The 25,471-nt window shown below is 67.8% G+C and carries 29 protein-coding genes; 8 read left to right on the plus strand and 21 right to left on the minus strand.

The window, feature by feature from the left end; translation table 11 throughout:
• Nucleotides 1-90: 90 nt before the first annotated feature.
• The 8 genes from ACLQ3J_RS18075 to ACLQ3J_RS18110 form a co-directional block, all read right to left on the minus strand.
• Complete coding sequence (locus ACLQ3J_RS18075; protein ID WP_346765063.1) at nt 91-897, minus strand: TM2 domain-containing protein; 807 nt, start codon at nt 895-897, stop codon at nt 91-93.
• A complete protein-coding gene (lgt, locus tag ACLQ3J_RS18080; RefSeq protein ID WP_378527398.1) occupies nt 894-1,931 on the minus strand; it encodes a prolipoprotein diacylglyceryl transferase in 1,038 nt (345 codons plus the stop codon). The genes ACLQ3J_RS18075 and lgt overlap by 4 nt, the downstream gene beginning before the upstream one ends.
• Complete coding sequence (gene trpA, locus ACLQ3J_RS18085) at nt 1,928-2,731, minus strand: tryptophan synthase subunit alpha (RefSeq protein WP_296550590.1); 804 nt, start codon at nt 2,729-2,731, stop codon at nt 1,928-1,930. Before trpA ends, lgt begins: the two co-directional genes overlap by 4 nt.
• A complete protein-coding gene (trpB, locus tag ACLQ3J_RS18090; RefSeq protein ID WP_169620370.1) occupies nt 2,728-3,981 on the minus strand; it encodes a tryptophan synthase subunit beta in 1,254 nt (417 codons plus the stop codon). The genes trpA and trpB overlap by 4 nt, the downstream gene beginning before the upstream one ends.
• Before the next feature lie 111 nt (nt 3,982-4,092).
• Nucleotides 4,093-4,902 (minus strand): indole-3-glycerol phosphate synthase TrpC, encoded by an 810-nt coding sequence (gene trpC / locus ACLQ3J_RS18095; protein WP_169652927.1) that lies wholly within the window; start codon nt 4,900-4,902, stop codon nt 4,093-4,095.
• A 90-nt stretch (nt 4,903-4,992) separates the two neighbouring features.
• Nucleotides 4,993-5,694: a TIGR02234 family membrane protein gene (locus ACLQ3J_RS18100; RefSeq protein WP_425904079.1), complete on the minus strand. Its 702-nt coding sequence runs from the start codon at nt 5,692-5,694 to the stop codon at nt 4,993-4,995.
• Entirely contained in the window at nt 5,691-7,274 is a 1,584-nt protein-coding gene (locus tag ACLQ3J_RS18105) for an anthranilate synthase component I (RefSeq protein ID WP_425904080.1), read from the minus strand. The genes ACLQ3J_RS18100 and ACLQ3J_RS18105 overlap by 4 nt, the downstream gene beginning before the upstream one ends.
• Nucleotides 7,275-7,362: 88 nt before the next feature.
• A complete protein-coding gene (locus tag ACLQ3J_RS18110) occupies nt 7,363-8,130 on the minus strand; it encodes a dioxygenase family protein (protein ID WP_169620371.1) in 768 nt (255 codons plus the stop codon).
• 142 nt (nt 8,131-8,272) lie between these two features.
• Between ACLQ3J_RS18110 and ACLQ3J_RS18115 the strand changes: the two genes are divergently transcribed.
• Complete coding sequence (locus ACLQ3J_RS18115; protein WP_169620066.1) at nt 8,273-8,755, plus strand: MarR family winged helix-turn-helix transcriptional regulator; 483 nt, start codon at nt 8,273-8,275, stop codon at nt 8,753-8,755.
• Between the two features lie 6 nt (nt 8,756-8,761).
• On the opposite strand, the gene ACLQ3J_RS18120 is transcribed toward ACLQ3J_RS18115, so the two are convergent.
• Nucleotides 8,762-10,045 (minus strand): acyl-CoA dehydrogenase family protein, encoded by a 1,284-nt coding sequence (locus ACLQ3J_RS18120; RefSeq protein WP_169620067.1) that lies wholly within the window; start codon nt 10,043-10,045, stop codon nt 8,762-8,764.
• Entirely contained in the window at nt 10,042-11,178 is a 1,137-nt protein-coding gene (locus tag ACLQ3J_RS18125) for an acyl-CoA dehydrogenase family protein (RefSeq protein ID WP_378527400.1), read from the minus strand. Before ACLQ3J_RS18125 ends, ACLQ3J_RS18120 begins: the two co-directional genes overlap by 4 nt.
• Before the next feature lie 84 nt (nt 11,179-11,262).
• On the opposite strand from ACLQ3J_RS18125, the gene ACLQ3J_RS18130 reads away from it, so the two are divergent.
• The 6 genes from ACLQ3J_RS18130 to ACLQ3J_RS18155 all read left to right on the plus strand — a co-directional run bounded on the left by ACLQ3J_RS18130 (nt 11,263) and on the right by ACLQ3J_RS18155 (nt 15,911).
• Complete coding sequence (locus ACLQ3J_RS18130) at nt 11,263-11,523, plus strand: tautomerase family protein (protein WP_425904082.1); 261 nt, start codon at nt 11,263-11,265, stop codon at nt 11,521-11,523.
• Between the two features lie 386 nt (nt 11,524-11,909).
• Entirely contained in the window at nt 11,910-12,233 is a 324-nt protein-coding gene (locus tag ACLQ3J_RS18135) for a WhiB family transcriptional regulator (protein ID WP_425904083.1), read from the plus strand.
• 322 nt (nt 12,234-12,555) lie between these two features.
• Entirely contained in the window at nt 12,556-13,938 is a 1,383-nt protein-coding gene (locus ACLQ3J_RS18140) for a Mur ligase family protein (protein ID WP_378527404.1), read from the plus strand.
• A 91-nt stretch (nt 13,939-14,029) separates the two neighbouring features.
• The gene (locus ACLQ3J_RS18145; RefSeq protein WP_425904085.1) at nt 14,030-14,467 is read left to right on the plus strand and encodes a PaaI family thioesterase; all 438 of its coding nucleotides are present in this window, start codon (nt 14,030-14,032) and stop codon (nt 14,465-14,467) included.
• Between the two features lie 134 nt (nt 14,468-14,601).
• Nucleotides 14,602-14,736: a hypothetical protein gene (locus ACLQ3J_RS18150; RefSeq protein WP_277351054.1), complete on the plus strand. Its 135-nt coding sequence runs from the start codon at nt 14,602-14,604 to the stop codon at nt 14,734-14,736.
• Nucleotides 14,733-15,911, plus strand: coding sequence for a putative sulfate exporter family transporter (locus ACLQ3J_RS18155; RefSeq protein ID WP_169652934.1), 1,179 nt, complete (start codon nt 14,733-14,735; stop codon nt 15,909-15,911). The genes ACLQ3J_RS18150 and ACLQ3J_RS18155 overlap by 4 nt, the downstream gene beginning before the upstream one ends.
• Before the next feature lie 52 nt (nt 15,912-15,963).
• On the opposite strand, the gene hisI is transcribed toward ACLQ3J_RS18155, so the two are convergent.
• The 7 genes from hisI to ACLQ3J_RS18190 all read right to left on the minus strand — a co-directional run bounded on the left by hisI (nt 15,964) and on the right by ACLQ3J_RS18190 (nt 21,151).
• Nucleotides 15,964-16,323, minus strand: a complete 360-nt coding sequence (hisI, locus tag ACLQ3J_RS18160) for a phosphoribosyl-AMP cyclohydrolase (RefSeq protein WP_169620074.1) — start codon at nt 16,321-16,323, stop codon at nt 15,964-15,966.
• Complete coding sequence (gene hisF, locus ACLQ3J_RS18165) at nt 16,320-17,093, minus strand: imidazole glycerol phosphate synthase subunit HisF (protein ID WP_169620075.1); 774 nt, start codon at nt 17,091-17,093, stop codon at nt 16,320-16,322. The genes hisI and hisF overlap by 4 nt, the downstream gene beginning before the upstream one ends.
• Nucleotides 17,090-17,914, minus strand: a complete 825-nt coding sequence (locus ACLQ3J_RS18170) for an inositol monophosphatase family protein (protein ID WP_169620076.1) — start codon at nt 17,912-17,914, stop codon at nt 17,090-17,092. Before ACLQ3J_RS18170 ends, hisF begins: the two co-directional genes overlap by 4 nt.
• A 4-nt stretch (nt 17,915-17,918) precedes the next feature.
• Entirely contained in the window at nt 17,919-18,653 is a 735-nt protein-coding gene (gene priA, locus ACLQ3J_RS18175) for a bifunctional 1-(5-phosphoribosyl)-5-((5-phosphoribosylamino)methylideneamino)imidazole-4-carboxamide isomerase/phosphoribosylanthranilate isomerase PriA (RefSeq protein ID WP_169620077.1), read from the minus strand.
• A gap of 68 nt (nt 18,654-18,721) precedes the next feature.
• Nucleotides 18,722-19,465: an SDR family NAD(P)-dependent oxidoreductase gene (locus ACLQ3J_RS18180; protein WP_169652935.1), complete on the minus strand. Its 744-nt coding sequence runs from the start codon at nt 19,463-19,465 to the stop codon at nt 18,722-18,724.
• A gap of 187 nt (nt 19,466-19,652) precedes the next feature.
• Nucleotides 19,653-20,543: an alpha/beta fold hydrolase gene (locus ACLQ3J_RS18185; RefSeq protein ID WP_169652936.1), complete on the minus strand. Its 891-nt coding sequence runs from the start codon at nt 20,541-20,543 to the stop codon at nt 19,653-19,655.
• Complete coding sequence (locus ACLQ3J_RS18190) at nt 20,540-21,151, minus strand: TetR/AcrR family transcriptional regulator (protein ID WP_296549746.1); 612 nt, start codon at nt 21,149-21,151, stop codon at nt 20,540-20,542. Before ACLQ3J_RS18190 ends, ACLQ3J_RS18185 begins: the two co-directional genes overlap by 4 nt.
• A gap of 444 nt (nt 21,152-21,595) precedes the next feature.
• Here ACLQ3J_RS18190 and ACLQ3J_RS18195 point away from each other — a divergent pair, with 444 nt between their 5' ends.
• Entirely contained in the window at nt 21,596-23,173 is a 1,578-nt protein-coding gene (locus tag ACLQ3J_RS18195) for an ABC transporter substrate-binding protein (RefSeq protein ID WP_425904090.1), read from the plus strand.
• A gap of 5 nt (nt 23,174-23,178) precedes the next feature.
• On the opposite strand, the gene ACLQ3J_RS18200 is transcribed toward ACLQ3J_RS18195, so the two are convergent.
• From ACLQ3J_RS18200 to ACLQ3J_RS18215, 4 genes are read right to left on the minus strand one after another with little or no spacing between them, the layout of a single operon-like run.
• Entirely contained in the window at nt 23,179-23,424 is a 246-nt protein-coding gene (locus tag ACLQ3J_RS18200; protein ID WP_169620082.1) for a hypothetical protein, read from the minus strand.
• Nucleotides 23,421-24,056 (minus strand): imidazole glycerol phosphate synthase subunit HisH, encoded by a 636-nt coding sequence (hisH, locus tag ACLQ3J_RS18205; protein WP_169620083.1) that lies wholly within the window; start codon nt 24,054-24,056, stop codon nt 23,421-23,423. Before hisH ends, ACLQ3J_RS18200 begins: the two co-directional genes overlap by 4 nt.
• Nucleotides 24,057-24,114: 58 nt before the next feature.
• Nucleotides 24,115-25,311: an MFS transporter gene (locus tag ACLQ3J_RS18210; protein WP_425904092.1), complete on the minus strand. Its 1,197-nt coding sequence runs from the start codon at nt 25,309-25,311 to the stop codon at nt 24,115-24,117.
• A 1-nt stretch (nt 25,312) separates the two neighbouring features.
• Entirely contained in the window at nt 25,313-25,468 is a 156-nt protein-coding gene (locus ACLQ3J_RS18215) for a hypothetical protein (protein ID WP_169620084.1), read from the minus strand.
• Between the last annotated feature and the right edge of the window lie 3 nt (nt 25,469-25,471).

Genomic DNA, 25,471 nt, shown 5'->3' on the forward strand with positions numbered 1-25,471 from the left:
TACCCGGTGCGGTCGGGTTCAATCCTGGCCGTCCGGTCCGGGCCGGAGGTTCGCCGCACGGGTGAACCCGTCACCGGTCGGTGCCGGCCGTTACGGGCGGAGCGGCCGCCCGTGCTCGTCGCGCACCTTGCCGGTGAGCATCAAGATGCCGTCGATGAGCGGCCAGATCCCCCCGATACCGCAGGTCAACCATGTGACGGCGATCTGCGCCACCGCCGTGCCGGGCTGGCCGAGGTAGAAGCGTCCTGCACCGAAGGCGCCGAGCAGGATTTCGAGTACGCCGGCCGTGACCTTCGACTTGTCCGAGTACGCCTCGCCGGTATAGGGGTCGCGTCCGAACGGGGCGGAAGGATCGGTGCCGTATCCCTGGGGCGCGCCGTAGCCCTGGGGGCTGCCGTAGGCCGGCGGAGGTCCGTAGGCAGGCGGAGTGCCGTATCCCGGCTGCGGGACATCCTGCGCGGGAAAGCCGGGGGCGGAAGTCGGATAGCCCGGGTCGGGAGTGCCGTAGACGGGACCCGGCGACGCCGATTCCTGCCCCTGGTTCGGACCGGGGTAGGGATAGCCGCTCGGGGGCGGATAGTCGGACTGGTGCGCCGCCGGCGGAGGGTAACTCGGCGTGGTGCCCCAGCCGGGACCGTTGCCGATCCCGGAGTAGGTATCCCAGCCGGGGCCGGGGGTTCCGGTGTGACCGCCGAAGGACTCCGCCGGGGGCTGCTGCTCGGAGAGCGAGGCCTGCGCGGTCGCGTCGTAGTCGAAGGTCCGGCCGAAATCCCGGGTCGGCTCGTCGTGGTGCGCGGTGTCTCCGCCCGGTGTCCCGGTATCGGAGTGTTTGCGCAGGTCCGGCTTGGCAGGTTCGGCGTCGCGCGAGTCGGACGCGCCCGGGTCCGGTGCGGTCACGAGTTGTCTCCCTTGCTCTTGCCTGGCCGTGAACCATCTAGTTTAGCTGCGACTTCGGTCCCGTCGTCGTCCGCTGCGCGGGGCGTCTCGGGGGCAGTCGATTCGCCCTCGGCCGTCTCGGCTGCGGAGTCCTTGTCGCCCGGCGCGACCTGTGGGTCGGCAGGCGTGCCGCCGAGCGTGGCCGGATCTTCACGGCCCTTACGCGCGAAGATCACGTAGGCGACCGCCAGCACGAACACGATGCCCGAGGTGAAGGTGTTGACGCGGATTCCGGCGATCTCGGTTGCCGCATCGGCACGCATCAGCTCGATCCAGAACCGTCCGGCGCAATAGCCCGCGACGTAGAGCGCGAACAGTCGTCCGTGCCCGATGGTGAATCGGCGGTCGATCAGCACCAGCAGAATCACCACGGCGACGTTCCACAGCAACTCGTACAGGAAGGTCGGGTGGACGACGAAGGCCACTTCGCCGGTGGAGACGCCGTCGATCAATGCCGGCGATACGCGACCGGCGTCGTCGCTGCGCTGGTAGATCTCGAGGCCCCACGCGACGGTCGTTTCCCGCCCGTAGAGTTCCTGGTTGAACCAGTTGCCGAGTCGCCCGATGGCCTGGGCCAGCAGAATGGCGGGTGCCAGCGCGTCGCCGAACGCGGGCAACGGGATGCCGCGGCGGCGGCAGCCGATCCAGGCTCCGACGGCGCCGAGCGCGACGGCCCCCCAGATTCCGAGGCCGCCTTCCCAGATCTTCAGGGCATCCGCAGGGTTCGCGCCCTCCCCGAAGTATGTCTGCCAGTCGGTGAGGACGTGGTAGAGACGGCCGCCGATGAGACCGAACGGCACGGCCCACACGGCGATGTCGAGAACCGTGCCGGGCTTGCCGCCGCGGGCGACCCAGCGACGATCGCCCCACCAGATGGCGACGACGATGCCGACGATGATGCAGAGGGCGTAGGCGCGCAGAGCCAGGGGCCCGACGTACCAGACGCCCTGTGAGGGGCTCGGCAGATAAGCCAGAACAGACGCAGTCGATGTCACGAGGCCACGGTAGCCGAGCGCACGCCCCTCGCGAGATCCTGCGTCAGGGCGAGCAGCGCGTCGCGGCCCTGGGCCGCCGCCGTCACCAGCGCCGAGCCGACGATCACGCCGTCCGCGTACCCGGCGATCTCGGCGGCCTGCGCGCCGTTGCGGACGCCGAGTCCGACGCCGACCGGGATGTCGCTGTGGGTGCGCACCCGGGCGACGATCTCGGGTGCACGGTTGTCGACCTTGTCGCGGGCGCCGGTGACACCCATCGTCGACGTCGCGTAGACGAAGCCCACACACTGGTCGAGCGTCTTGGCGAGGCGCTCGTTGGTGGACGACGGGGCGACGAGGAACGTCCGGCCCAGGCCGTACTTCTCCGCGGCGGCGATCCACTCTTCGGCCTCGTCGGGAATGAGGTCGGGGGTGATCATCCCTAGTCCGCCGGCAGCGGCGAGGTCACGGGCGAAGTTGTCGACGCCGTAGCGCATCACGAGGTTCCAGTACGTCATGACGACCGCTGCGCCGCCGGCGGCGTTCACCGCTTCGATCGCCCGGAACACGTCGCGCACCTTGACGCCGTTGGCGATCGCCTCGAAGGCCGCTTCCTGGATGGTGGTGCCGTCCATCACCGGGTCGCTGTACGGGATGCCGACCTCGATGAGATCGCACCCGCCCTCGACCAGGGTGGTCATGGCTTCGAGCGAGCGTTCGACGGTCGGATAGCCGACGGGGAGATATCCGATGAGCGCGGCGCGGTTCTCCGCCCGGCAGGTGTCGAATATCTGGGTGAGGCGTTCGTGCGGGGCGCTCACTGCGCGGCTCCTTGGGTGCTGTCGCTGGCGTTGTCCGGGAGGTAGCCGAACCACTTGGCTGCGGTGTCGACGTCCTTGTCGCCCCGGCCGGACAGGCTCACGAGGATGATCGCGCCCTCCCCCAGCTCGGGTCCGAGTTTCAGGGCTCCGGCCACGGCGTGCGCGGACTCGATCGCGGGAATGATGCCTTCGGTCCGGCACAGCAGGCCGAACGCATCCATCGCCTCGCTGTCGGTGATCGCCCGGTACTCCGCGCGACCGATGTCGGCGAGCCACGAATGCTCGGGACCGACACCCGGATAATCCAGACCTGCCGAAATGGAATGCGATTCGATGGTCTGTCCGTCTTCGTCCTGCAGCAGGTACGAGTAGGCACCGTGCAGTGCGCCGTGGGTGCCGCCCCCGATGGTCGCGGCGTGCCGGCCGGTGTCGACGCCGTCGCCGCCGGCTTCGCAGCCGATCAGCTTGACCGACGGGTCGTCGATGAACGGATGGAAGATGCCGATGGCATTCGAGCCGCCGCCGACGCACGCGACGACCGCGTCGGGCAGGCGACCGGTCATCGCCCGCACCTGCACACGCGATTCGAGTCCGATGATGCGCTGGAAGTCGCGCACCATGGCGGGGAACGGGTGCGGTCCGGCGGCGGTGCCGAAGCAGTAGTACGTGTTGTCGGCGTTGGTCACCCAGTCGCGCATCGCTTCGTTGATCGCGTCCTTGAGGGTGCGCGACCCGGTCTTGGCGGCGACGACCTCGGATCCCAGCAGGCGCATCCGCGCGACGTTGAGGGCTTGGCGCTCGGTGTCGACCTCGCCCATGTAGACGCGGCACTCGAGCCCGAGCAGAGCGCAGGCGGTGGCCGTGGCGACACCGTGCTGCCCCGCACCGGTCTCAGCGATGACGCGGGTCTTTCCCATGCGCTTGGCGAGCAGGACCTGCCCCAGCACATTGTTGATCTTGTGGGAACCGGTGTGGTTCAGATCTTCCCGCTTGAGGAGGATGCGGGCCCCGCCCGCGTGCTCGCTCAGTCTGGTCGCTTCGAACACCGGGGACGGCCGGCCGGTGTAGTCACGCTGCAGCCGGTCGAGTTCGGCGAGAAATCCGGGGTCGGTCCGTTCCTTCTCGTACGCGGCGGTGACCTCTTCGATGACCGCCATGAGCGCCTCGGGGACGTAGCGTCCACCGAACACCCCGTAGTGGCCACGAACGTCCGGCTCGTGGGCGGTGGGGGTGGATACGGCGTCACTCATCGAGGGAAGGCCGTGTCCCTTGGCGAAAAGTGCGGAATCGTCTGCAGTCACGTCTTCAGTCTGCCCCACGTGGCGACGCGGATCGTGCCCGGGTCCGGCCCCGGCGACGGTTCAGCGTGCAGGCTTGGGGCACGACGGATGTGTGCCCACGGTCACCAGTTCGGCGACGGCCTGACGCGGGTCGCCACTGGTCACCAGACCCTCGCCGACCAGCACCGCATCGGCTCCTGCTCCGGCGTAGGCGAGCAGGTCGGCCGGTCCCCGCACACCCGATTCGGCGATCTTGATGACGTGGCTGGGCAGTCCGGGCGCGATGCGGCCGAAGGTGTTCTTGTCGACCTCGAGAGTCTTGAGGTTGCGGGCGTTGATGCCGATCACGGTCGCGCCGGCCTCGAGCGCGCGGTCGGCTTCTTCCTCGGTGTGGGCTTCCACCAGGGCGGTCATCCCGAGCGATTCCGTGCGGTCGATCAACGCCGTCAGCACGGTCTGCTCGAGGGCCGCCACGATGAGCAGCACGATGTCTGCACCGTGGGCACGCGCCTCGTGGATCTGGTACGGACCCACGACGAAGTCCTTGCGGAGCACCGGGATCCGCACCGCGCGCCGCACGGCATCGAGGTCGGCGAGACTGCCGTGGAAGCGACGCTCCTCGGTGAGCACACTGATCGCGCGTGCACCGCCTGCTTCGTAGGCCTTGGCCAGCTCGGCGGGATCGGCGATGTCGGCGAGCGCACCCTTGGACGGGCTGGCGCGCTTGACTTCGGCGATCACTGCGATGCCGGGCTCGCGGAGAGCGGCCTTCGCGTCGATCGGCGCGGGCGCGGCAGCACCGGCGGCCTTGACGGAAGCGAAGTCGACAACTGCCTCACGGGCGGCGACGTCGGCTCGCACACCTTCGAGAATCGAGTCGAGAACTGTCATCGTGGCTCGAGTCCTTTCCCACCCTTGTCAATCCCGATGTGATTAAGCTCATCGGATTTCCTCAGAGCCTAGTGCGCGTGCCCACGGCGCTCATCGCCGGGTACCCGAATCCGACGGGCCCTCGTCGTCGTGCCCCTCGTCACCGTGGTCGACGGTCGGATCCTCCCCCGCATCCATTGCGTCCCACAGCGTCCGTTCGGTCATCGGTTCGTCGGTGTCGGCCCGTCGCACCGCCGCGTCACGGCGTACTGCGGGGCTGTCGTACTTCGACGACAACCCTGCCTGCTCGCGCGGGGTCCGCCACAGTGCGAACGCGGCGCCGAGCGCCAGGACCGCGCCCAGCAGCGCCAGGACCGCCGGCAACGGCGACACGGTCACCGCGGTGACCGTGGCACGGCCCGGAAGTTCGGCGATCCTGGCCGCCGTCTCCGGATCTCCGCCGCCGGCAAGCAGCTGCACCGCGGGAACAGCAGCCGCCACCGCAACCGCCGCGACCGCGACCGCGACGACACGCAGGGCCCGTCCCCGGACCGCGAACGCCGCGGCGATGGCGGCCAGCAAGGCCAGCGCGAGGGGTGTGGTGGCTGCGGCCCATCTCGCACCTTCGAGGTCGGTGACACGATCGGCACCGAGCCCGTCCGACGATTCGGCCCGCACCCAGGTCATCCGGCTCGAACCCCACAGTGCGGCCGCGCCGAGGGCGAGAAGCCCCGCCGCCACGACCGTGGGGCGCCTGCTCACGCCTGTGCGCGGGCGGGCATGGTCGCCGGTCTGCGGGTCCGGGGCGGTCACCGCGCGTCCCCGCTGTAGTTGGTGACGGTCGCGGCCGCAGCGACCGCTGCGAGCGCGGACATCGCCTTGTTGCGGGCTTCGGTGTCCTCCGCGTCGGGTACCGAGTCGGCGACGATGCCCGCGCCGGCCTGCACGTACGCGACCTTGTCCTTGATGAGCGCCGATCTGATCGCGATGGCGGTATCTGCGTCACCGGTGAAGTCGAGATAGCCCACGATGCCGCCGTAGATGCCGCGGCGGGTGGGTTCGAGTTCTTCGATCAATTCCATCGCCCGCACCTTGGGAGCGCCCGAGAGGGTTCCCGCCGGGAAGCACGCGGTGACGGCGTCGAGCGCGCGCTTGCCCTCGGCCAGCCGCCCGGTGACGGTGGACACGAGATGCATCACGTGGCTGTACCGCTCGATGTGCCGGTAGTCGTGCACCTTCACGGTGCCTGGCGCGCACACCCGGCCGAGATCGTTGCGCCCGAGGTCGACGAGCATGAGGTGCTCGGCGTTCTCCTTCTCGTCGTGCAGGAGATCCTTCTCGAGCAGGGTGTCCTCTTCCTCGTCGGCGCCTCGCCACCGCGTCCCGGCGATCGGATGTGTGGTGGCCGTGCCGTCCGCGACGGTCACCAGCGCCTCCGGACTCGAGCCGACGATGGAGAACGCCGTGTCGCCGTCCGGTCCCGGAATGTGCAGCAGGAACATGTACGGGCTCGGGTTCGACGCGCGGAGCATGCGGTAGACGTCGATGGGCGCAGCGTCGCAGTCGATTTCGAAACGTTGCGAGAGCACGACCTGGAACGCTTCGCCGGCTTCGATGTCGCCGATGAGCTTGCGGACGTCGGTGCCGAACGACTCGGTGGTGCGCTGACGACGGTATGCCGGTTCGGGGCGCGAGAACGTCGCGACGGTGGCCGGTGCCGGTGCGGCGAGCGCGGCCGTCATCCGGTCGAGGCGTGCGACCGCGTCGTCGTAGGCCTCGTCCGCGCGCTGATCGGTCCCGTCCCAGTTCACCGCGTTGGCGATGAGCCAGATGGTGCCTTCGTGGTGGTCCACGGCGGCGAGATCGGTCGCGAGCATCATCACGAGTTCGGGAATCTCGAGGTCGTTGTCGGAGAGGTTCGGCAGCTTTTCGAGATAGCGCACGGTGTCGTAGCCGAGATACCCGACCATGCCGCTCGTCAGGGGCGGCAAACCGTGGATGCGGTCGGTGTGGAGCAGTTCGAGGGTGTCCCTGAGCACGTCGAGCGGGTTGCCCCCGGTGGGTGTGCCGGCGGGGACGTGCCCGTACCACGCGGCTTCGCCGTCGACCACGGTCAGCGCCGCGGGGCTGCCCGCGCCGATGAACGACCACCGGGACCACGACCGGCCGTTCTCGGCGGACTCGAGCAGGAACGTGCCGGGACGGTCGTCGGCGAGCTTGCGGTACGCCGAGAGCGGTGTCTCCGCGTCGGCGAGCACCTTGCGGGTCACGGGGACCACGCGATGCTCGCGCGCCAGTTGCCGGAACTGCTCTCGCGTCGTGGTCGAATCGGACCAGCCACCTGCGGGGGAATCGGTGGTGGCTGCGGGAATGGTGGTGGGCTCGCCGGACATGAGGACATCATCCCAGGGATCATCCGGGGCGGCGCAGGCGCGGTCGTCCGCAACCGGACGTGCGCCGCCTCCGGAACGGCCACGTGTCTCAGGCGACCTGGATCGACCGCTTCGCCAGTCCCATCCAGAATCCGTCGATGACCTGTTCGGGCGGCTGCGCCGGGTCGCGGGATGCGCCGAGGGTGACGAACAGCGGAGCGAAGTGCTCGGTGGTCGGATGCGCGTACGGCATGCCGGGTGCGCGGTTGCGGAAATCCAGCAGTGCGTCGACATCCCCGCGCGCCAGTTGTTCGCCCGTCCACTGGTCGAACTCCGCGGACCACCCCGGCGCCGGGGCTTCGGGCCGCGGGTCGCGCAGGAACGGGAGTCCGTGGGTGGTGAAACCGGAGCCGACGATGAGCACTCCTTCGTCACGCAGCGGCCGCAACCGCTCACCGAGGAGCAGCAGGCGCTGCGGGTCCAGGCTCGGCAGCGATATTTGCAGGACCGGGACGTCCGCGTCGGGATACATCACGGTCAGCGGCACGTAGGCGCCGTGGTCGAGGCCCCGGTGCGGTTGTTGTACGACGGGCTCCCCGTCGGGCATCAGCATCGCGACCCGGCGCGCGAGGTCCGGTGCTCCCGGCGAGGCGTAGGTGACCTCGTAGAAGCGGCGTGGGAAGCCACCGAAGTCGTAGACGAGTGGTGTCCCCGTGGTGGTCGACCCGATCGTGAGGGGTGCGGATTCCCAGTGCGCCGAGACCACGAGGATCGCCGTCGGGCGCGGCAGACCCGCGGCCCAGGTGCGGAGCTGCTTCACCCACAGGTCGCTGTCGACCAGGGGCGGTGCCCCGTGGCTGAGGTAGAGGGCAGGCATCTCGCTCATGAAACTCCTTAAGTTGAAGCTTCAAGTATCGTAGCGCGTGCGGGCCGGTTTGCCGAACCGACTCCCCCGCCGGATACACCCACCACGGCTTTGACAGGCTGGACACAGGACTACGGAAACGAGGACACCGGCAATGAACAGCGACCCGAGGTGGCTCGATGCGGACCAGCAGGCGGCGTGGCGCGTGCTGGTCTCGGTGATCACCCGGCTACCCGCGGCCCTCGACACCCAGATGCAGCGCGACTCGGACATGACGCACTTCGAGTACTTCGTGCTCGCCGTGCTGTCGGAGGCTCCCGGGCGCCGGTTGCAGCTGAGCACGCTCGCCACCGAGGCCAACGCGTCGCTCTCGCGCCTGTCCCATGTCGTGACCCGACTCGGCAAACGCGGGTGGCTGCGGCGCGAACCGGTCACCGGGGCCCGCGGGTCCTACGCGGTGCTCACCGACGCCGGGCACGCGAAAGTCGTCGAGTCCGCCCCCGCGCACGTGGACACTGTCCAGCGCTTGGTGTTCGACGGACTCGACGACTCTCAGGTGCGTGAACTCACCCGCCTCGGCACGGTGCTCGTCGAGCAGATCGACAAGGGGATCGCCTCCGGCACCGGCAAGGCCTGATCTCGCCTATCCCGCAGCGCGGCCCTTCGGCACGTCGCGGAATGCGAGATTGGGATCGTGGCTGCGCTCGCGCGGCATGCCGAGCACCCGCTCACTGATCGCGTTGCGCGCCATCTCGGTGGTGCCGCCGGCGATGCACCACACCTGGCGCAGCAAATAGTCGACTCCGCGCTCGGCAACCGCGCCGTCGTCCTCGTCCCACGCGGCGCCGTCCGCGCCCGTGAACTCGTATCCGATGGTGACCAGGCGGGATTCGACCACGCCGGACATCAACCGGGAGATACTCGCGGACTGGTCCGAGATCGTCCTCGCCGCCATCCCTTGCCCGACGCGTTTGTTCAGTGCCTGTTTGGCCAGTTCGAGCGCGCGGGCCTCGCCGAGAAGATCGCGTGCGACCGGGTCGTCGAGCCGACCCGCGTCGCGGGCGACCGCGAACAATTCCGAGATACGGGATCCGCCGCGCACCGAACCCGCCGGAATCGTGGTGTACGGCGAGTTCTGATACATCCGCTCGTGGAACATCCACCGCGTTCCCACGGTCCAGCCGTCGTCGACCTCGCCGATGCGATCGCTGTCGGGCACACGCACATCCGTGAGGTACTCCTGGCAGAATTCGCTGGAGCCACTGAGCATTTCGATGCGGTGCACTTCGATGGACGGTTGCTTGAGCGGCAGCATGAACACGGTCAGGCCGCGGTTCTTGGGCACATCCCAGTTGGTGCGCACCAGGCACAGCGCCCAGTCCGACCACCATGCCCCGGTGGTCCAGATCTTCGAGCCGTTGAGAATCCAGTCTTCGCCGTCGCGCACCGCAGTGGTCACCGCGCCCGCGACATCGGATCCCCCGCTCGGTTCGGACAGCATCTGCATCCACAGTTCCTCGCCCTTGAGGATGGCGGGGATGTGGCGCCGCTTCTGCTCTTCGGTACCGAACTCGAGCAGGACCGCGGTGCACGGCACGAAGGTGGGCACCTGTAGCCGCGACGGGTATTCGTAGCCGCGGAGTTCCTCGTTGAGTACCTGCTGGTACGGCCGCGTGAGCCCCTGCCCGCCGTATTCGCGGGGCACGCAGATTCCTGCGAGTCCGGCGTCGAAGAGTGCGCGCTGAAGGTCGCGTTCCCGTTGGACCGCGGCGAGTTCTTCCTCGTCGGAGCTTTCCTCGCGCAGCACCCCGATGTGGGACGCGAAGTCGGACCGTTGCAGATTGGCGCTGATCCATGTGCGGGCGCGGGCACGGAAATCGTCGAGCGATTCCACATCCCGGTCGGTCGCCGAACTCTCGACGGTCATCGGTTGGCCTCCTGGTATTCGACGATGTCGGCGATGCGGGCGCGATGCTCGGCGGGCGTCCCGTAGTTCGACCGGTTGGCGGCGCCGCGGCGCGCGAACAGATGCAGGTCGTGCTCGAACGTGATGCCGATACCGCCGTGGATCTGCATGCAGTCCTGGAACAGTTCTCCGCCGTAGTGACCGATGTACGCCTTTGCGGCCGAGACGAGTTCGGGCGCGTCCGCTGCCTGCGTCGCCACGGCGTATGCTGCGCTGTCGCTGATGCCGTGGCTGGCCTCGAGCCACATCTTCATGTCGGCGAACCGGTGCTTGAGTTCTTGGTAGGAGGCCAGGGGGCGACCGAACGAGTACCTGTCGAACGCCCATGCCACCGTGAGGTCGAAGGCGGCCTGAAGCGCGCCGACGGATTCTGCGCAGCCCAGCACGGCGCCGACTCGCAGCGCACGTTCGGTGTCGGCTGCGGCGCCGCCCGCGGCACCGACGAGCGCGGTGGCGGGTAGGCGTACCTCGGTGAACTCGACGGCGGCGTAGCGCCGGGTGATGTCGATGGACTTCAGGGGAACGATCCGCACACCGGGGGCGTCACGCGGCACGAGCACGTGGGTGAGGCCGTCACCGGTACGGCCGGTCACGAGCAGGAAGTCGGCCGAGACCGCCGCCTCGACGGGACGCTTCGTTCCGCGCACGACGACCTCGTCGCCGTCCACCGTGATCTCGACACCGTCGGAGGCTACTGCGCCGCCCGCACGAGGCTCCTCGAAACACCATGCAGCGGTGGCAGTTCCTTCCACGAGTGAAGTCAGAACATCGCCGTGTGCCTCGGCGTGCCGGCTCAGGAGGTCGGTGACGACGTTGGTGGGGACCAGCGGGCCCGGAGCCGCATGCGTACCGAACTCGTATGCGACCAAGGTCAGATCGACGAGGCCGTGGTCGCCGATCGACCCGCCACCTGTGGCGTCCCCCGCGAGCAGGCTGGTCCAACCGAGCTCGGCACCGCTTCGCCAGTATTCCGCGCCGAACCCCGCCGGGTCGTGGCGGAGGCGACGGATCTCGGCCACGGGCACCCGGTCGGCGAGGAACCGAGATGTGGTGTCCCGGAAGAACTCTTGATCCGGACTCGGATCCAGCAACATGCGCTCCCCTATCCACTTTCAGTTTACGTATATATAACTCTCAATACAGAGAACACTATTCTCTATCAATGCGAAAGGTCCGGGGTGACATTCGTCGGGACGCCGAGCAGCCCGGGCCGGGCGGGCACCGGCGGACCAGGTGCCGGGTATGGCAGAGTCGCCGCTGTGCCCTTGATTCAGATCAGCCAGACACCAGGTCTCACGCCGGAGCAGAAGCGCGCAGCCATCGCAGCGGTGACCTCGGCGTACGCCGAAGCAGCCGGAAAGAATCCGGACAAGGTGTGGGTGACGATCACCGAGGTTCCCGGCGAGAACTGGGGCGTGGGCGGCGTTCCACTGAGCTGACACCTTCGGCGTCCCAGCACTCCGCGGGCACCCGGGCATACACCACACCGAGCGAACCTCGGAATTGTGATCGGCCCACCGATGAGCCCCGAGTCTGTTTTTATTCGAATGTATGTGCGAATATTGCGGACATGGGGTCGTGTGAGCGTACGCGTGGGCCGCCGCCGGCATCGATGTTCAGGCGGCCGCCACACCCCGCCGCTGCGCGCGCCGCCCAGGACGCCGGTGCGCGGCAGCCCCTCCCCCGTGGCGGACGGTTCTTCGGGTTTTCCGCCCGTGAGCCCTTCGATTCCGGCCACGGACACCGCGCAGCGGACCATGGCCCTTGGCGTTTCCGGCCGAGTTCGCATCGCATTCGCTCTTCGATCGAATCTCCAGGAGCCCTCATGCCGAGCGAAAACTTTTCGACCGCCTCAGGTCGAGGCGACAATGTCATCCGCGCGGGCGCCGACGCCCTGCCGTGCGACGGTCAGGACCCCGACCTGTGGTTTGCCGAGGACCCGTCAGACGTGGAACGGGCCAAATCCCTGTGCACCGGATGTTCCGTGCGTGCGCGCTGCCTCGAGACAGCGCTCGCCCGCCGAGAGCCGTGGGGAGTGTGGGGTGGCGAAATCATCAACCAGGGTGCGATCGTCGCTCGCAAACGCCCCCGTGGACGTCCCGCACGAGGTCCGATCAGCCAGCCGCGAAAAGACTTGGTGTGCGCCTGATCGTGCCGTGGTATTCGGCGCTGCCGTCGCTGGACGCACTCCTGGGTCCTGCACCCCATGACCGAGTCGGTTGATCCTTCGGCAGATGTCCCGCCTCGTTCGTGCGCCCTTAACTGCAGGACATAGTTTTTTCACGTACCGGGTATTCGCTCCTGTGCGCCTCGACCCGGACGATCGCCGCCGTCCCGACCGTGGGATCCAGATCCGCGACGTTGCTGAACACCTCCGTGTTGTTCTGTCTGCCGGACCTGCCGATGGGCGCGACCGCACAGTTACCGGCATCAGCGACGATTCCCGAACGGTGCAGCCCGGCGATCTGTACGTGGCTCTTCCCGGACACCGATTCCACGGCCTCGACTTCGATGCCGATGCCGCGGCCCGCGGCGCCGTCGCCGTGCTCAGCGACCGGCCTTCTCGACTCCTGCCCACCTTGATCGTCGACCGGCCACGCGACCGGGTCGGCGGGCTGGCGTCCTGGATCTACGGCCATCCCTCGCACGAACTGCAGGTCCACGGCGTCACCGGCACCAACGGCAAGACGAGCGCGACCTATCTCCTCGACGCCGCCCTCGCTGCCACCGGTGTCGTCACAGGCTTGATCGGTGGTGTCGTCGTCCGGGGACCGGAGAGCACCCGGCCCGCCACACACACCACGCCGGAAGCCGCGGTGATCCAGCGGACCCTCGCGGAGTTCCGGGACCAGGCCGCGAGGGCGGTGACACTGGAAGTGTCGTCGCACGCCGTCAGCCACGGCCGCGTCGACGGCGTGCGGTTCCGTACGGTCGCCTTCACCAATCTCGGACCGGACCATCTCGACTTCCACCACACGATGGAGGAGTATTTCGCCGCCAAGGCAGCGCTGTTCACCTCCGACCGCGCGCAAGCGGCCGCGGTGAACATCGACGACGAGTACGGCAGACGGTTGGCCGCCACAACGGACGTACCGGTGTGGACGCATTCGACGCGCGACCCGGGCGCCGACGTGTACGCAGACTCGATCCGGTGCGACGTTCACGGCAGTACCTTCACCGTGCACACTCCGACCGGTCACGCCGGAGTCCGTCTGGCCCTTCTCGGCCCCCACCAGGTGGCCAATGCACTGACAGCGCTCACCTCGATAGCCGCAGCAGGGCACGACGTCCTGCAGGCCGCCGCGGGCTTGGAAACTCTCGCCTGCGTGCCCGGCCGACTCGAGCGCGTCGAGGCCGACCACGGCATCCTCGGCCTGGTCGATTTCATGCACAACACCTCCGGACAGCAGGAACTACTGCCGTTCCTGCGGTCGCTGGCAGCCGAGCGCCGACTGATTCTCGTGATCAGCGCGACCGGAGAGCGCGATCCCGGAAAGCGCTTTCCGATCGGCCACACCGCGGCGACCTACGCCGACATCGTGGTCGTCACCGACGACAGTCCGTACAACGACGACCCCAGGCTCCTCAGGGAAGCGGTCGCCGAAGGCGCGCATGCGGCGCAGAGCGCCCACGTGGTCGTCGAAGGCGACCGTCACCGCGCTTTCGAGATCGCTGCCTCCCACGCGAGGCCCGGGGATGTTCTCGTCGTGGCGGGACGGGGCAGTGAGCAGCGCCTGGTCTCGGGCGACTCGGTGCGGATGTTCGACGACAGGGAAGAACTGGAACGCGCGCTGCAGCGGATGCAGCGCAGTGTTCGAAGGACCCGAACCGGTCGTGAGACCCGCGGACGCTGATCGGGAGACACGGGCGACCGACCCTCCCCACTTTGGGTTCGTGCGCGTCGACACGGCCTCCGGCCGGATGCTTCCCGTGTATGTTCCGGTTATGCCCGACGACGTCACCGGGATCAGCACACTCACCGAAGCCCAGCAGACGCTCGCGTCTCAACCGTTCAGTGTTCTGATCGGAGCACAACTCGTCGTGTACACGAGGGGCCGCGCCGAACTGGAGATTCCGCTCAGACCGGACCTGTTGCAACAGTTCGGTTTCGCACACGGCGGGGTTCTGGCCTATGCGGCCGACAACGCACTCACCTTCGCCGCCGGTACGGTCCTCGGCCCATCGATCGTGACGACAGGCATGGCCCTCGATTACCTACGTCCGGCGAAGGGACCGCTGCTGCGGGCGGTCGCCACCGTCCTCAACGGCGGCCGTACGCAGGCGCTGTGCCGATGCGAGATCTACTCCGTCGACGACGACTCGGTCCAGAAGCTTTGTGCCGCTGCCCAAGGTGGGGCACACGTCATCGACCTGACCCGGTAGCCGCCGTGGGCGGGATCGGGTCGTTCGGGACGACGAACGACGTTGTGCAGCACACGACGGCCGATTAGTCACTGGTTCTATTCGGGCCGACCCTAATTCGTGACGTGACGCCACCACGTTGGTTGGCTGCCTTCATGACAGACGAACCTCAGCGTGTGGATGCCGCGCGCACCACCTTGCTCAACGAGGACTGGGCCGCAGTCGTCGCGGGCCTGATCCTCATCGCCGCCGTGTTGCTCGGCGTGATTCCGTCGGGGCTGGTCCCGTGACGACGCGAGATAGCGACGAGCGGAACGCCGCCGTCGAGACCGAGAGCGCGCCCCGGGCAGACGGTGCAACGAAGGTCGAGGCGGCACCCGCACGGCGTTCCTCCGCTCCTGCGTGGGCCGCGGCGGGCGTAGCCGTCGTCATCGTGCTGGGTGGCCTCACCAGATTCCTCGAGCAGAACGTCCCGGACTGGGCCGAGGGAGGACCCTTCGAGCGGGTGGCGGGAGCGATCGAGTTCCCCGTCTACGCGATCGCGATCGGCCTGCTCGGGAATCTCGTCCTGACCCGCACGGGTGTGCGCGACAAGCTTTCCGGTGGTTTCCGTACCGAGTTCTTCATCAAGACCGGGCTGGTTCTGCTCGGCGCATCCATCAACCTGACCGTGCTCGCGACGGCAGCCGGGCCGGCGATCCTGCAAGGTCTGCTGCTGATCACCGCCGTGTTCTCGTTCAGCTGGTGGTTCGGCGGGAAACTCGGACTGGACGAGAAGCTGCGGGCGCTGCTGTCCGCCGCAGTATCGATCTGTGGGGTGAGCGCCGCCATCGCCGCGGCCGGGGCCGTGCAGGCCAAGCGGGAACAGCTCGCGTACGCCGCGTCGCTGGTGATCGTGTTCGCGTTGCCCTCGATCTTCCTGTTGCCCTGGCTCGCCGGTGTCTTCGGACTGTCCGATGTCGTCGCCGGAGCCTGGATCGGCGGCAACATCGACACCACCGCCGCCGTCGCGGCGTCCGGCGCGATCCTCGGCGACGACGCCCTGCAGATCGCCACGATCGTCAAGACGACCCAGAACGCCCTCATCGGTTTCGTGGCGGTGGGCTTGACGGCCTATTTCGCGCTGAAGGTGGAGCGTCGTCCCGGCTCGGCACGGCCGAGCATCGGTGACTTCTGGGAGCGCTTCCCGAAATTCGTGCTCGGCTTCATCGCCGCGTCGATCATCGGCACGCTGTGGGTGAAATTCGTCGACGACGGCAAGGCCGATATCTCCACCATCAACGACCTGCGGACGTGGTTCCTGATCTTCGCGTTCGTCTCGATCGGCCTGGAGTTCTCCGCGAAGGGACTGCGCGACGCGGGATGGCGCCCGGTAGTGGTGTTCGGATCGGCGACGGTGGTCAACATCGTCGTAGCGCTCGGTCTCGCAACGGTGTTGTTCGGCAACTTCGAACTGCCGCAGTGAGCGATCGCCCCGCACCTCGGTGCGGGGCGATCTCGTGTTCACCGTGTCGTGATCAGCCGGGCTGTTCCGCCCCCAGCAGTACGTCGGTGTCGAAGCAGGTGTGGGTGCCGGTGTGGCACGCCGCCCCGACCTGGTCCACGACGAGCAGCACGGTGTCGCCGTCGCAGTCCAGCCGCACCTCGTGCACGTACTGCGTGTGCCCGGAGGTCTCTCCCTTTACCCAGTACTGCTGCCGTGACCGCGAGTAGTACGTGGCCTTGCGGGTCGCGAGTGTTCGGGCCAGTGCCTCGTCGTCCATCCAGGCCATCATGAGCACGTCGCCGGTCGACTTCTCCTGGACGACCGCGGCGAAGAGTCCGTCGTCGTTGCGCTTGAGTCGTGCGGCGATCTCCGGGTTCAGGATGTCGCTCATCGGACGATGATCCCTTCCGCGCGCATCGCGTCCTTGACCTGGCCGATGGTGAGCTCACGGAAGTGGAAGACGCTGGCGGCGAGCACCGCGTCGGCGCCGGCGTGGACGGCAGGCGCGAAGTGTTCGACGGCTCCGGCACCGCCCGAGGCGATCACCGGAACGTCGACGGTCTCGCGGACCGACGCAATCATCTTCAGATCGAATCCGGCCTTCGTGCCGTCGGCGTCCATCGAGTTGAGGAGGATCTCCCCGACACCCAGTTCGGCGCCGCGGCGCGCCCACTCCACCGCGTCGATCCCGGTGCCCCGGCGACCTCCGTGGGTCGTGACTTCCCAACCCGACGGTGTGGGCTGCTGATCGGCGGGGACGGTGCGGGCGTCGACCGACAGCACGATGCACTGCGACCCGAAGCGCTCGGACATCTCCCTCAGCACCTCGGGACGCGCGATCGCCGCAGTGTTCACCGAGACCTTGTCGGCACCGGCGCGCAGTAGGCGGTCGACGTCCTCGACGGTGCGCACGCCGCCACCCACCGTGAGGGGAATGAATACCTGCTCCGCGGTGCGTGTGACCACGTCGAGCATCGTGCCGCGGTCTCCGCTCGAGGCGGTGACGTCGAGGAACGTGAGCTCGTCGGCGCCTTGAGCGTCGTAGAGCGCGGCGAGTTCGACAGGGTCGCCCGCGTCGCGCAGGTTCTCGAAATTGACACCCTTGACGACGCGTCCGGCGTCGACGTCGAGGCACGGGATGACCCGCACGGCCAGTGTCATGATCGATCTCCTTCGAAACGCGGATTCGTCGCGGATTGCACTATGTCCAGTATTTCACCGTGGATTCCGGGTGCGGCGGCGAGCACCGACCCCGAGCCGATGCGCCACGGCTTCCCGTGGAAATCGGTGGCGATCCCACCTGCCGCGCGCACGAGCGCGACACCGGCGGCGTTGTCCCAGGGATGGTGGCCGAAGACCACGGCACCGCCCAGCGAGCCCGCCGCGGTGTAGGCGAGGTCGACGCCGGTCGATCCGTGCATCCGCAGGCGCGAGACGCGCCGGCTCAACTCGGTGATCACCGCGAGCCGTTGCGTGCCCGGGACGCGGCCACGACTGTCGATGTCGAAACTGCCGACCCCGACCATCACGTCCTCGAGACGGCGCGGCTTCAATTTCTCGGCGATCTTCCCGTTGAACCACAGCGGGCCTTCGGCTACCGCAGAGAACCGCTGATCGGTCAGGGGTAGCCAGGTCAGTCCGATGACGGGAACCCCGTCCTGGACCAGAGCGAGCAGGATGCCCGCCATCGGCAGGCCCGCCGAATAGTTGACGGTGCCGTCGATCGGGTCGAGCAACCAGACGGTGCCCTCGCCGGCCGCCGGACCACCGAATTCCTCGCCGTGCACCGCGATTCCGGTGCGGTCGACGAGCTCGGCCGAAATCCGCCGTTCGAGTTCGAGATCGAGGTCGGTGGCGAAGTCGTTGGGTCCTTTGTCCACCGAACGCGGCGCGCCGTGCCCGGCGACGAAGCGCTCCGACACCTCGTCGAGCACATCACCCGCTATCGAGCGCAGACGGTCGAGATCGACGGATGCGGTCATGGGATCAACGGGACACGGCGTCGAGCGCCTCGGTCAGCGTGAACCGTCCTGCGTAGAGCGCCTTGCCGATGATCGCGCCTTCGACGCCCTCATCGACGAGCGTGGCGATGGCACGCAGATCGTCGACCGTCGAGACACCGCCCGACGCGACGACCGGTGCATCGGTCGCGGCGCACACCTCACGAAGCAGGTCGAGATTGGGTCCGGTCAGGGTGCCGTCCTTCGTCACGTCGGTGACGACGTAGCGCGAGCAGCCGTCGCGGTTGAGGCGCTCGAGCACCTCCCACATGTCTCCGCCGTCGGACACCCAGCCGCGTCCGCGCAGCCGCCACTCGCCGTCGATCAGCTTGACGTCGAGGCCGACGGCGATCCGGTCGCCGTACTCACCGATCGCGCGGGCACACCACTCGGGGTTCTCGATGGCGGCGGTACCGAGATTGACGCGTGCGCACCCGGTGGCGAGCGCCGCGGCCAACGTGGCGTCGTCGCGGATGCCACCGGAGAGTTCGACCTTCACATCGAGTTCGCCGACCACACCGGCGAGTAGTTCACGGTTGTCACCACGGCCGAAGGCGGCGTCGAGGTCGACGAGATGCACCCATTCGGCACCGGCGTTCTGCCATTCGAGGGCGGCGTCGCGGGGGGATCCGTAACCGGTTTCGCTGCCTGCCTCTCCTTGTACGAGGCGAACTGCTTCACCGTTGGCAACGTCGACTGCAGGCAAAAGGACCAGGCTCACTGTCCCTACATTAGTGCCTGCGCGACGGACGCCACCACGCGCCTTCGACGGGAGGCCGCCCGCTGCGGTCACCGCAGTTTGATGGTGCCGCCGTCGACCATCAGGGTCTGCCCTGTCATATAGGCGGCGTCCCTGCTCGCAAGGAAAACGGCGACCCCGCCGATGTCCGCCTCCGGGTCGCCGAAGCGGCCGAGCGGTGTCTTGGCCAGCAAGGCCTTCTCGATGCCGGGATTCGCCTGGATGTACGCCTCGACGCCCTCCGTCAGCGCGAGCGGCGAGATGATGTTGACATTGATGTCGTCACCGGCCCACTCGTTGGCGGCGACACGGCTGATCGCGCGGATCGCTTCCTTGGCCGCCGCGTACGACCCCTGCGTCACCAGACCGTCGATACCGGCCCCGGAGGCGAAGTTGATCACCGATCCGCGCTGCGCGGCGAGTTGCGGATGTGCCGCTTTCATCAACCAGAACGTCGGATAGAAGCCCGTTCCGAAGGACAGGTCGAGCATCTCCTGGGTGGTCTCGAGCAGCGGTGCCTGCCGGGAGGCGTGTGCGTTGTTGACGAGAATGTCGAGTTGTCCGAACGCGTCCACCGCGGCCGCCACGATCGCGGCGGCGTTCTCCTCGACGGAAATGTCTGCCTTCATGAACTTGCCCGCGCCGCCGAGTTCCTCCTCGAGCGCCCGCCCGGCGTCGTCGTCGATGTCGACGAACAGCACTCGGGCACCTTCCTTGGTGAACGCCCGGACGATTCCCCGCCCGATTCCGCCTGCACCACCGGTCACCACGGCAACCTTGTCCGTCAGCCTCATGCGGTACTCCTCTGCATCGAGTCGATCACAGGCCCGTCGTGGATCGCGTGCTGCCGCGGCAGGCTCCAACACTTCCGACCGTACGCATCCATACCCGTCGACGGCGGCGGTCTTCTGCTCTCCGAGACTGATGCCAGGTCCTGCCCGGCGAGCCCATTCGAAGCTGACGACACGGGGCGGCTTGATGTCAGGGGCGGGCGCGGGCAGACAGGTCGCGGATGAAGCGTGCGATCTCGGCAGGCTTCTCTTCGGCCATGAAGTGCCCGGCCTGGATGGGCTCATAGGTCAGATCAGGTGCCCACGCCCGCCAGAGCGACGCGGCATCGAACCCCAACTGGGAGCCCCAATCCTGAGAGATGACTCCGACGGGCATGGTGAGCTGCTTGCCCACCTCGCGGTCGTCTCGGTCCATGTCCAGGTCGATACTCGCCGTGGCGCGGTAGTCGGCGACGATGGAATCCACGGCATTCACCGAGCTGTCGATGTAATGCCGGCGGACCTCGAGCGGGAATGTCGAAGCATCGGTCTCCCAGGCGTCCAGGAACGAGCCGAAGAACTCGGGTCCGACGGCGCGGATCATCTTCTCGGGGAGACCCACGGGCTGCGCCATGAGATAGAGGTGCCAAGCGACTTTGGCGTCTACGCCCCGCAGGACGTCCCAGGTGTCCAAGGTGGGCAGTACGTCGAGGATCCCGAGAAACTGCACCGCGTCCGGGTGGTCGAGGCCTGCGCGAACACCGACGAGGGCGCCTCGGTCATGACCGACCAGCCCGAAGCGGTCGTGGCCGAGCGCCTCGGCGATCAACCGAATGTCTCGGGCCATGGTCCTCTTCGAGTAGGTTTCCGGGCCCCGCTCTGCCGGCTTACCGCTCTCGCCGTACCCACGCAGGTCGGGGACGATGACGGTGTACTGCGCAGTGAGTTCGCGTGCGACGTGACGCCACATGTAATGCGTCTGAGGAAACCCGTGGAGGAGGACGATCGCGGGACCGTCGCCGGCGACGGCGACGTTGAGGTCGACTCCTTCGGCGCCGGGTAGCGTCTTGTATCGGAATCCGTCGATAGTCAAGCGGGTCATGATGTTTCCTTCTCAATGATGTCGGTCGGTTGGGCGGCAGGATGGCCCGAGAAGATTCCTGCGGGTAGTGAATGCCTCGCGGACGGTGTGGCACGGAGTGCGGGGATCAGAACGGTGTCGACGAGGGACTCGAGATAGCGGTCGTCGATCTCGAGTCCGTTGAGTCGGCGAAGCAGGATGACAGCGCCGGCGACTTCCTCGAACGGGAACGGATCGATGCCCGGAGGCAGTTCCCCACGATCGACCGCGGCCTGGATGACGGTCTGCGGTAGCCGCGACCCGGTCGGGCCCACCGATCGTTCGATTTGCTCGCACAGTTCCGGGTCCTCGAGACCTGCTTGGAGCAGCAGCATTGCGGTCTGCCCGTCTGCAGAGCGCATGGACTGCACGAGGCGGCGACCCAAGGCGAGAAGGTCACCGCGCAGGCTTCCGGTGTCGACCTCGTCGGGCCCGTCGCGGCGTGCGGGACCCGCTTTCAGGGCGGCAACCACCATGTCCCTCTTGGACTTCCACCGTCGGTAGAGAGTGGCCTTGGATGCGCCCGCCCGGCGGGCGACCTCTTCGAAGGTGACACCCTCGTACCCGACCTCAGAAAGCAGCGAGTTCACGGCCGTGAGGATCTCGGTCTCTCGTTGATCATCACGAGGGCGCCCACGACGAGCGCTCGGCCGAGTCTCGTCGAACTGATCCTGATTTGTATACGACACGTTTCGTATCGTAACAGCTACTCCAGCCGGCGGTTCTCGTGCCCTCTCGCCGAGCGAGCGTCGAGCCCAGGAGTGAGGGGCAAGCGAACGGATAGCCCAAAGTGCCCGGGTCCTCGACTGCGGAGCGGCATCGAGCCAATTTCGGCACAGAGCCAACGAGTTGAGCGATTCCCATCGAGCAAGCTCCCGCCGACCTCTTCCCACCGACCCCCGCGTGAGGTAGACAGAACTACGTTCCGCTCACATGAGAACGTTGTTTTACTCTGCCGATAGGAAGGTTCTTTTCGGCGGGAGCTCTGAGCGGAACGCTGCAACTTCCGGTCCACCACCCGATACGAGGCACCGATGCTCCGACGACGACGCTCCGTCACTTCGACACTCGCCGCGCTGTGTGTCGCGGCCCTCGCGCTCACCGCATGCAGCAGCGGCGACACCTCGGCTGCATCCGCACCCGGGACGCCCGTCGGCGACCCGGTCTCCGGTGGCACCTTGCAGGCCATCCAGATCCGCGAGCCGGTCAGCCTCGACCCCGTTGCGCTTCCGAACGTGTGGACCAACTCCGGCTTGCTCGGTAACGCCCTGTACGGCACGTTGATGACCAACGACATCGACTCCCTGGAGATCGAGTATTCGATGGCCACGGACTTCTCGACCGACGACGGCGGCCGGACGTTCGTCCTGAAACTTCGACCGGGACTGACCTTCACCGACGGCACTCCCCTGGACGCCGCCGCGGTGGCGTACAACTGGGATCGCCTGCGCGACCCGGCCAACGGATCGGAGTCGATTCGGCAGGCCGCGCAGATCGCGGGCACCGAAGTCGTCGACGCCGAAACACTGAAGGTCACGATGGTCGCCCCCAGCCCGGTGTTCGCCTCGTCGCTGGTGCTCTCCGGACTCAACTGGATCGCCTCCCCCACCGCACTGGCGAAGGGCCGGCAGGCGTTCGACGAGAATCCCGTCGGCGCCGGGCCGTTCACCCTCACCAAGTGGGCTCGGCAGGACGTGCTCGAACTGACCCGCAACCCGGGCTACTGGGACGCGCCGCGACCGTACCTGGACGGCATCACGCTGCGCCCGGTTCCCGACGCGAACCAGCGTCTCAACGCGCTCACCTCCGGCAGCGCCCAACTGGCGTCCGAAAGCAGTTGGTCGAACCTGAGCAAAGCGGAAAGCGCGGGACTGTCCACCTCGGTGGTGCCGCTCGGTGGCGGTCAGTACCTCGCGATGAATACTCGCCGGAGCCCGTTCGACGACGCCCGTGCGCGACGCGCGGTCTCCCTCGCGCTCGACCTGGATGCGATCAACACCGCGGTGTTCGAGGGCACCGGCACCGTCCCTCGGACCCTCTTCCCCGAGACCTCGCCGTTCTTCGAAGACATCGCACTGTCGAATTCCGACGATGCCGAAGCACAACGACTGTTCGACGAACTGGCAGCCGACGGCACTCCGGTGAAGTTCACGTTCCTCGCGTACTCCCTCGTCGAGATCAAATCGGTGGCGGAAGTCGTCCAGGCACAGCTCGCAGCGTTCGACAACGTCGAGATCGCCGTCGAGATCATGGATTTCACCGCAGCGCAGGCCAGGGTCGCCGCCCGCGACTTCGACATGACGATCGCTGCCGCCGTCGTCCAGGACCCGGACTCGTCACTGTGGACGTCGTTTCATGCCCGATCCCAGGGAAACCCGACGGGTATCGACGACCCTGAACTCAACGACGCGCTCGACGCCGGACGGATCGGCACGACGGTCGAGGAGCGCAAGGCCGCTTACGACGTGGCACAGCAACGTCTGGTCGATCTGGCTCCGGGAGTGTTCTACGTCCAGTCGGCGCCCTCGGTCGTCTCGGGCCCGGAGGTGCAGGGTGTACGGATGTACGGGATGGGATCCGCGTTGCTCGATGCAGTGTGGCTCAGCGAGTAGCGCAGCTACCGATTCTGCCCGCCGCGTCCGAAGGCGCGGCGGGTGGTACGAACGGACACGAATCCCATCGCTGCGATAGCGCCCACGACACCGAGCAGCGCGATCGTGAGGCTCAGTCCCGGACTCGGCTTCAGCACCACGATGACCACGGTGACGAGCGCGAGCACCGCTGCGGCGGACCCGAGCGAGGACAGGGCGAGCCGGGCCAGCGAGAAGTTCGCACCCGGCTCGTCGTCCCCGCCGCGTGTCACAACGAGTTCACCCAGTTCCTCAGCAACTGCGCCCCGGCATCCCCGGACTTTTCGGGGTGGAACTGCGTTGCCGACAGCGGACCGTTCTCGACGGCCGCGAGGAAGCGGCTTCCGTGCTCGGCCCAGGTCAGCTTCGGCGGGGCGAGCCGCTCCGGGTCGGGCAGTTCCCATTTCTGTGCCGCGTACGAGTGCACGAAGTAGAAGCGGGTGTCGGGGTCCATGCCGGCGAACAGCACCGAATCTGCCGGGGCCTCGACGGTGTTCCATCCCATGTGCGGCAGCACCGGTGCGTCGAGGCGCTCCACGGTTCCCGGCCACTCGCCGCATCCCTCGGTCTCGATGCCGTGCTCGATGCCGTCTTCGAAAAGGATCTGCATACCGACGCAGATGCCGAGCACCGGGCGACCGCCCGCGAGGCGAGTACCGATGATTTTCTCGCCACCGACGCTGCGAAGGCCGCGCATGCACGCGTCGAATGCCCCGACGCCGGGCACGACCAGTCCGTCGGCGGCGAGCGCAACCTTGTGGTCGGAGGTGACCTCCACGTCCACGCCGGTACGGGCGATCGCCCGCGTCGCGGAGTGCAGATTGCCGGAGCCGTAGTCGAGGACGGCGACCTTGGTTGTGCTCATGGAGTCGATTCTATGCGTCGGCACGAACAACACTTACTGTGCGGTGGCAGGGTGCTGTCTAGTCCGCGCCGGGACGTTCGGTGACCTGTTCGGTGCCGGGACGCTCCGAGGGACCGGCGAGCCGAGCCAGGAGCGGGAGGACCGGGACGAGCACCGCAACGACAGTGAACGCCGTGGGATAGCCGGCGGAAGCCGCGATCGCACCGAGTGCGAACGAGCCCGCTCCGGTTCCGGCGTCGAACCCGATGTTCCACGCGGCGCTGGCCGAACCGATATGTTCGGAGCCCGCTCGGCGGAACGCGATGAGCAGCGCCTCGTTCTGCACGACGCCGAACCCGAGGCCGAAGCACACTGCTGCCCCGATGAGAGCCACGGCGCCGGCTCGGCCGTCGGCCACGAGCGCGAACGGCACCATGGCGAGCGCGGCGAGTCCGAGGCCGACGGGAAGCATCCGCCCCGCGCCGAGCCGGTCGGCGATCGCTCCGGCACCGAACCGGCCGATCAGCGTCGAACCGCTGAGCACCGCCAGTGCTGCGGCGACAGGAAGGTCGGCCACAGCGATGGCGAGCAGCGACGTCAGACCGCCGTACGCGATTGCGCCGGCTCCCACCGACACGGTCGGCAGGAGGAGCAACACGAACGGCATCCGCGCCGGGGGCGGGCCGGTGCGAGCCTCGAGACGCGGCAGCCGCGCCGCCGCGATCAGTCCCGCCGACGACAGGACGGCGCCCAGCACGAACACCGGTGTGGTCGAGAATCGTTCGGCCAGTGCGAGCCCCGTGGGCAGCCCGATCATCTGCGACGCGGCGATCGCGATACCGAGCATGCCGGTGGCGCGGCCGAGCAGACGGGCGGGTGCGAGTTCACCGACCAGCGCAGCGGAGGCCACGGTGATCATTCCGAAGCCGATCCCCCGTATCGCCGAAATTCCCAGCGCGGCGGCAGGCTCCATGGACACGAGGAACAGCAGCGACGGCGGACCGAGGAACAGGCACCCGGCGACGAGGGTCGCGCGATGCCCGAACCTGCGAAGCATCTTGGGCATCGCGATCTGGGTCAGCACCGTGGTGAACATGAACACCGCGGTGACCGAGCCCGCGACGGTGTCGCTGCCGCCCTCTTGCGCGATCGCCCAGGGCACCACGGGCAGTAACAGCGAGAAACCCGCGAATGCTGCCGCGGATGTCGACCACGCCGCGGCGAGTCCCCGGACTCCGAACAATTTCGGGTTGTCCGTCACATCGGATTCGGCCACGTCAGATCAACCGGAGGACACCGGCGATCGCTGCCAGCAGTCCGAGGGCGAAGAGGATACCCGCGAAGAGGGTGTTGCGGGCCTTCCACATCGACCACGTGCCGCCCGCGAGGATTCCGGCGGCGATGAAGCACAGGTAGGTCAGTACGACATCCATACC

The organism is Rhodococcus sp. DT1 (assembly GCF_049844875.1).
Taxonomy (GTDB): domain Bacteria; phylum Actinomycetota; class Actinomycetes; order Mycobacteriales; family Mycobacteriaceae; genus Rhodococcus.

Coding starts and splice junctions, on each gene's coding strand:
- trpB (WP_169620370.1), bottom strand. CDS start 3,981: ATGAGTGACGCCGTATCCACCCCCACCGCCCACGAGCCGGACGTTCGT.
- trpC (WP_169652927.1), bottom strand. CDS start 4,902: ATGACAGTTCTCGACTCGATTCTCGAAGGTGTGCGAGCCGACGTCGCC.
- ACLQ3J_RS18105 (WP_425904080.1), bottom strand. CDS start 7,274: ATGTCCGGCGAGCCCACCACCATTCCCGCAGCCACCACCGATTCCCCC.
- ACLQ3J_RS18110 (WP_169620371.1), bottom strand. CDS start 8,130: ATGCCTGCCCTCTACCTCAGCCACGGGGCACCGCCCCTGGTCGACAGC.
- ACLQ3J_RS18115 (WP_169620066.1), top strand. CDS start 8,273: ATGAACAGCGACCCGAGGTGGCTCGATGCGGACCAGCAGGCGGCGTGG.
- ACLQ3J_RS18120 (WP_169620067.1), bottom strand. CDS start 10,045: ATGACCGTCGAGAGTTCGGCGACCGACCGGGATGTGGAATCGCTCGAC.
- ACLQ3J_RS18125 (WP_378527400.1), bottom strand. CDS start 11,178: ATGTTGCTGGATCCGAGTCCGGATCAAGAGTTCTTCCGGGACACCACA.
- ACLQ3J_RS18135 (WP_425904083.1), top strand. CDS start 11,910: ATGCCGAGCGAAAACTTTTCGACCGCCTCAGGTCGAGGCGACAATGTC.
- ACLQ3J_RS18145 (WP_425904085.1), top strand. CDS start 14,030: ATGCCCGACGACGTCACCGGGATCAGCACACTCACCGAAGCCCAGCAG.
- ACLQ3J_RS18150 (WP_277351054.1), top strand. CDS start 14,602: ATGACAGACGAACCTCAGCGTGTGGATGCCGCGCGCACCACCTTGCTC.
- hisI (WP_169620074.1), bottom strand. CDS start 16,323: ATGAGCGACATCCTGAACCCGGAGATCGCCGCACGACTCAAGCGCAAC.
- hisF (WP_169620075.1), bottom strand. CDS start 17,093: ATGACACTGGCCGTGCGGGTCATCCCGTGCCTCGACGTCGACGCCGGA.
- ACLQ3J_RS18170 (WP_169620076.1), bottom strand. CDS start 17,914: ATGACCGCATCCGTCGATCTCGACCGTCTGCGCTCGATAGCGGGTGAT.
- ACLQ3J_RS18180 (WP_169652935.1), bottom strand. CDS start 19,465: ATGAGGCTGACGGACAAGGTTGCCGTGGTGACCGGTGGTGCAGGCGGA.
- ACLQ3J_RS18185 (WP_169652936.1), bottom strand. CDS start 20,543: ATGACCCGCTTGACTATCGACGGATTCCGATACAAGACGCTACCCGGC.
- ACLQ3J_RS18195 (WP_425904090.1), top strand. CDS start 21,596: ATGCTCCGACGACGACGCTCCGTCACTTCGACACTCGCCGCGCTGTGT.
- hisH (WP_169620083.1), bottom strand. CDS start 24,056: ATGAGCACAACCAAGGTCGCCGTCCTCGACTACGGCTCCGGCAATCTG.
- ACLQ3J_RS18215 (WP_169620084.1), bottom strand. CDS start 25,468: ATGGATGTCGTACTGACCTACCTGTGCTTCATCGCCGCCGGAATCCTC.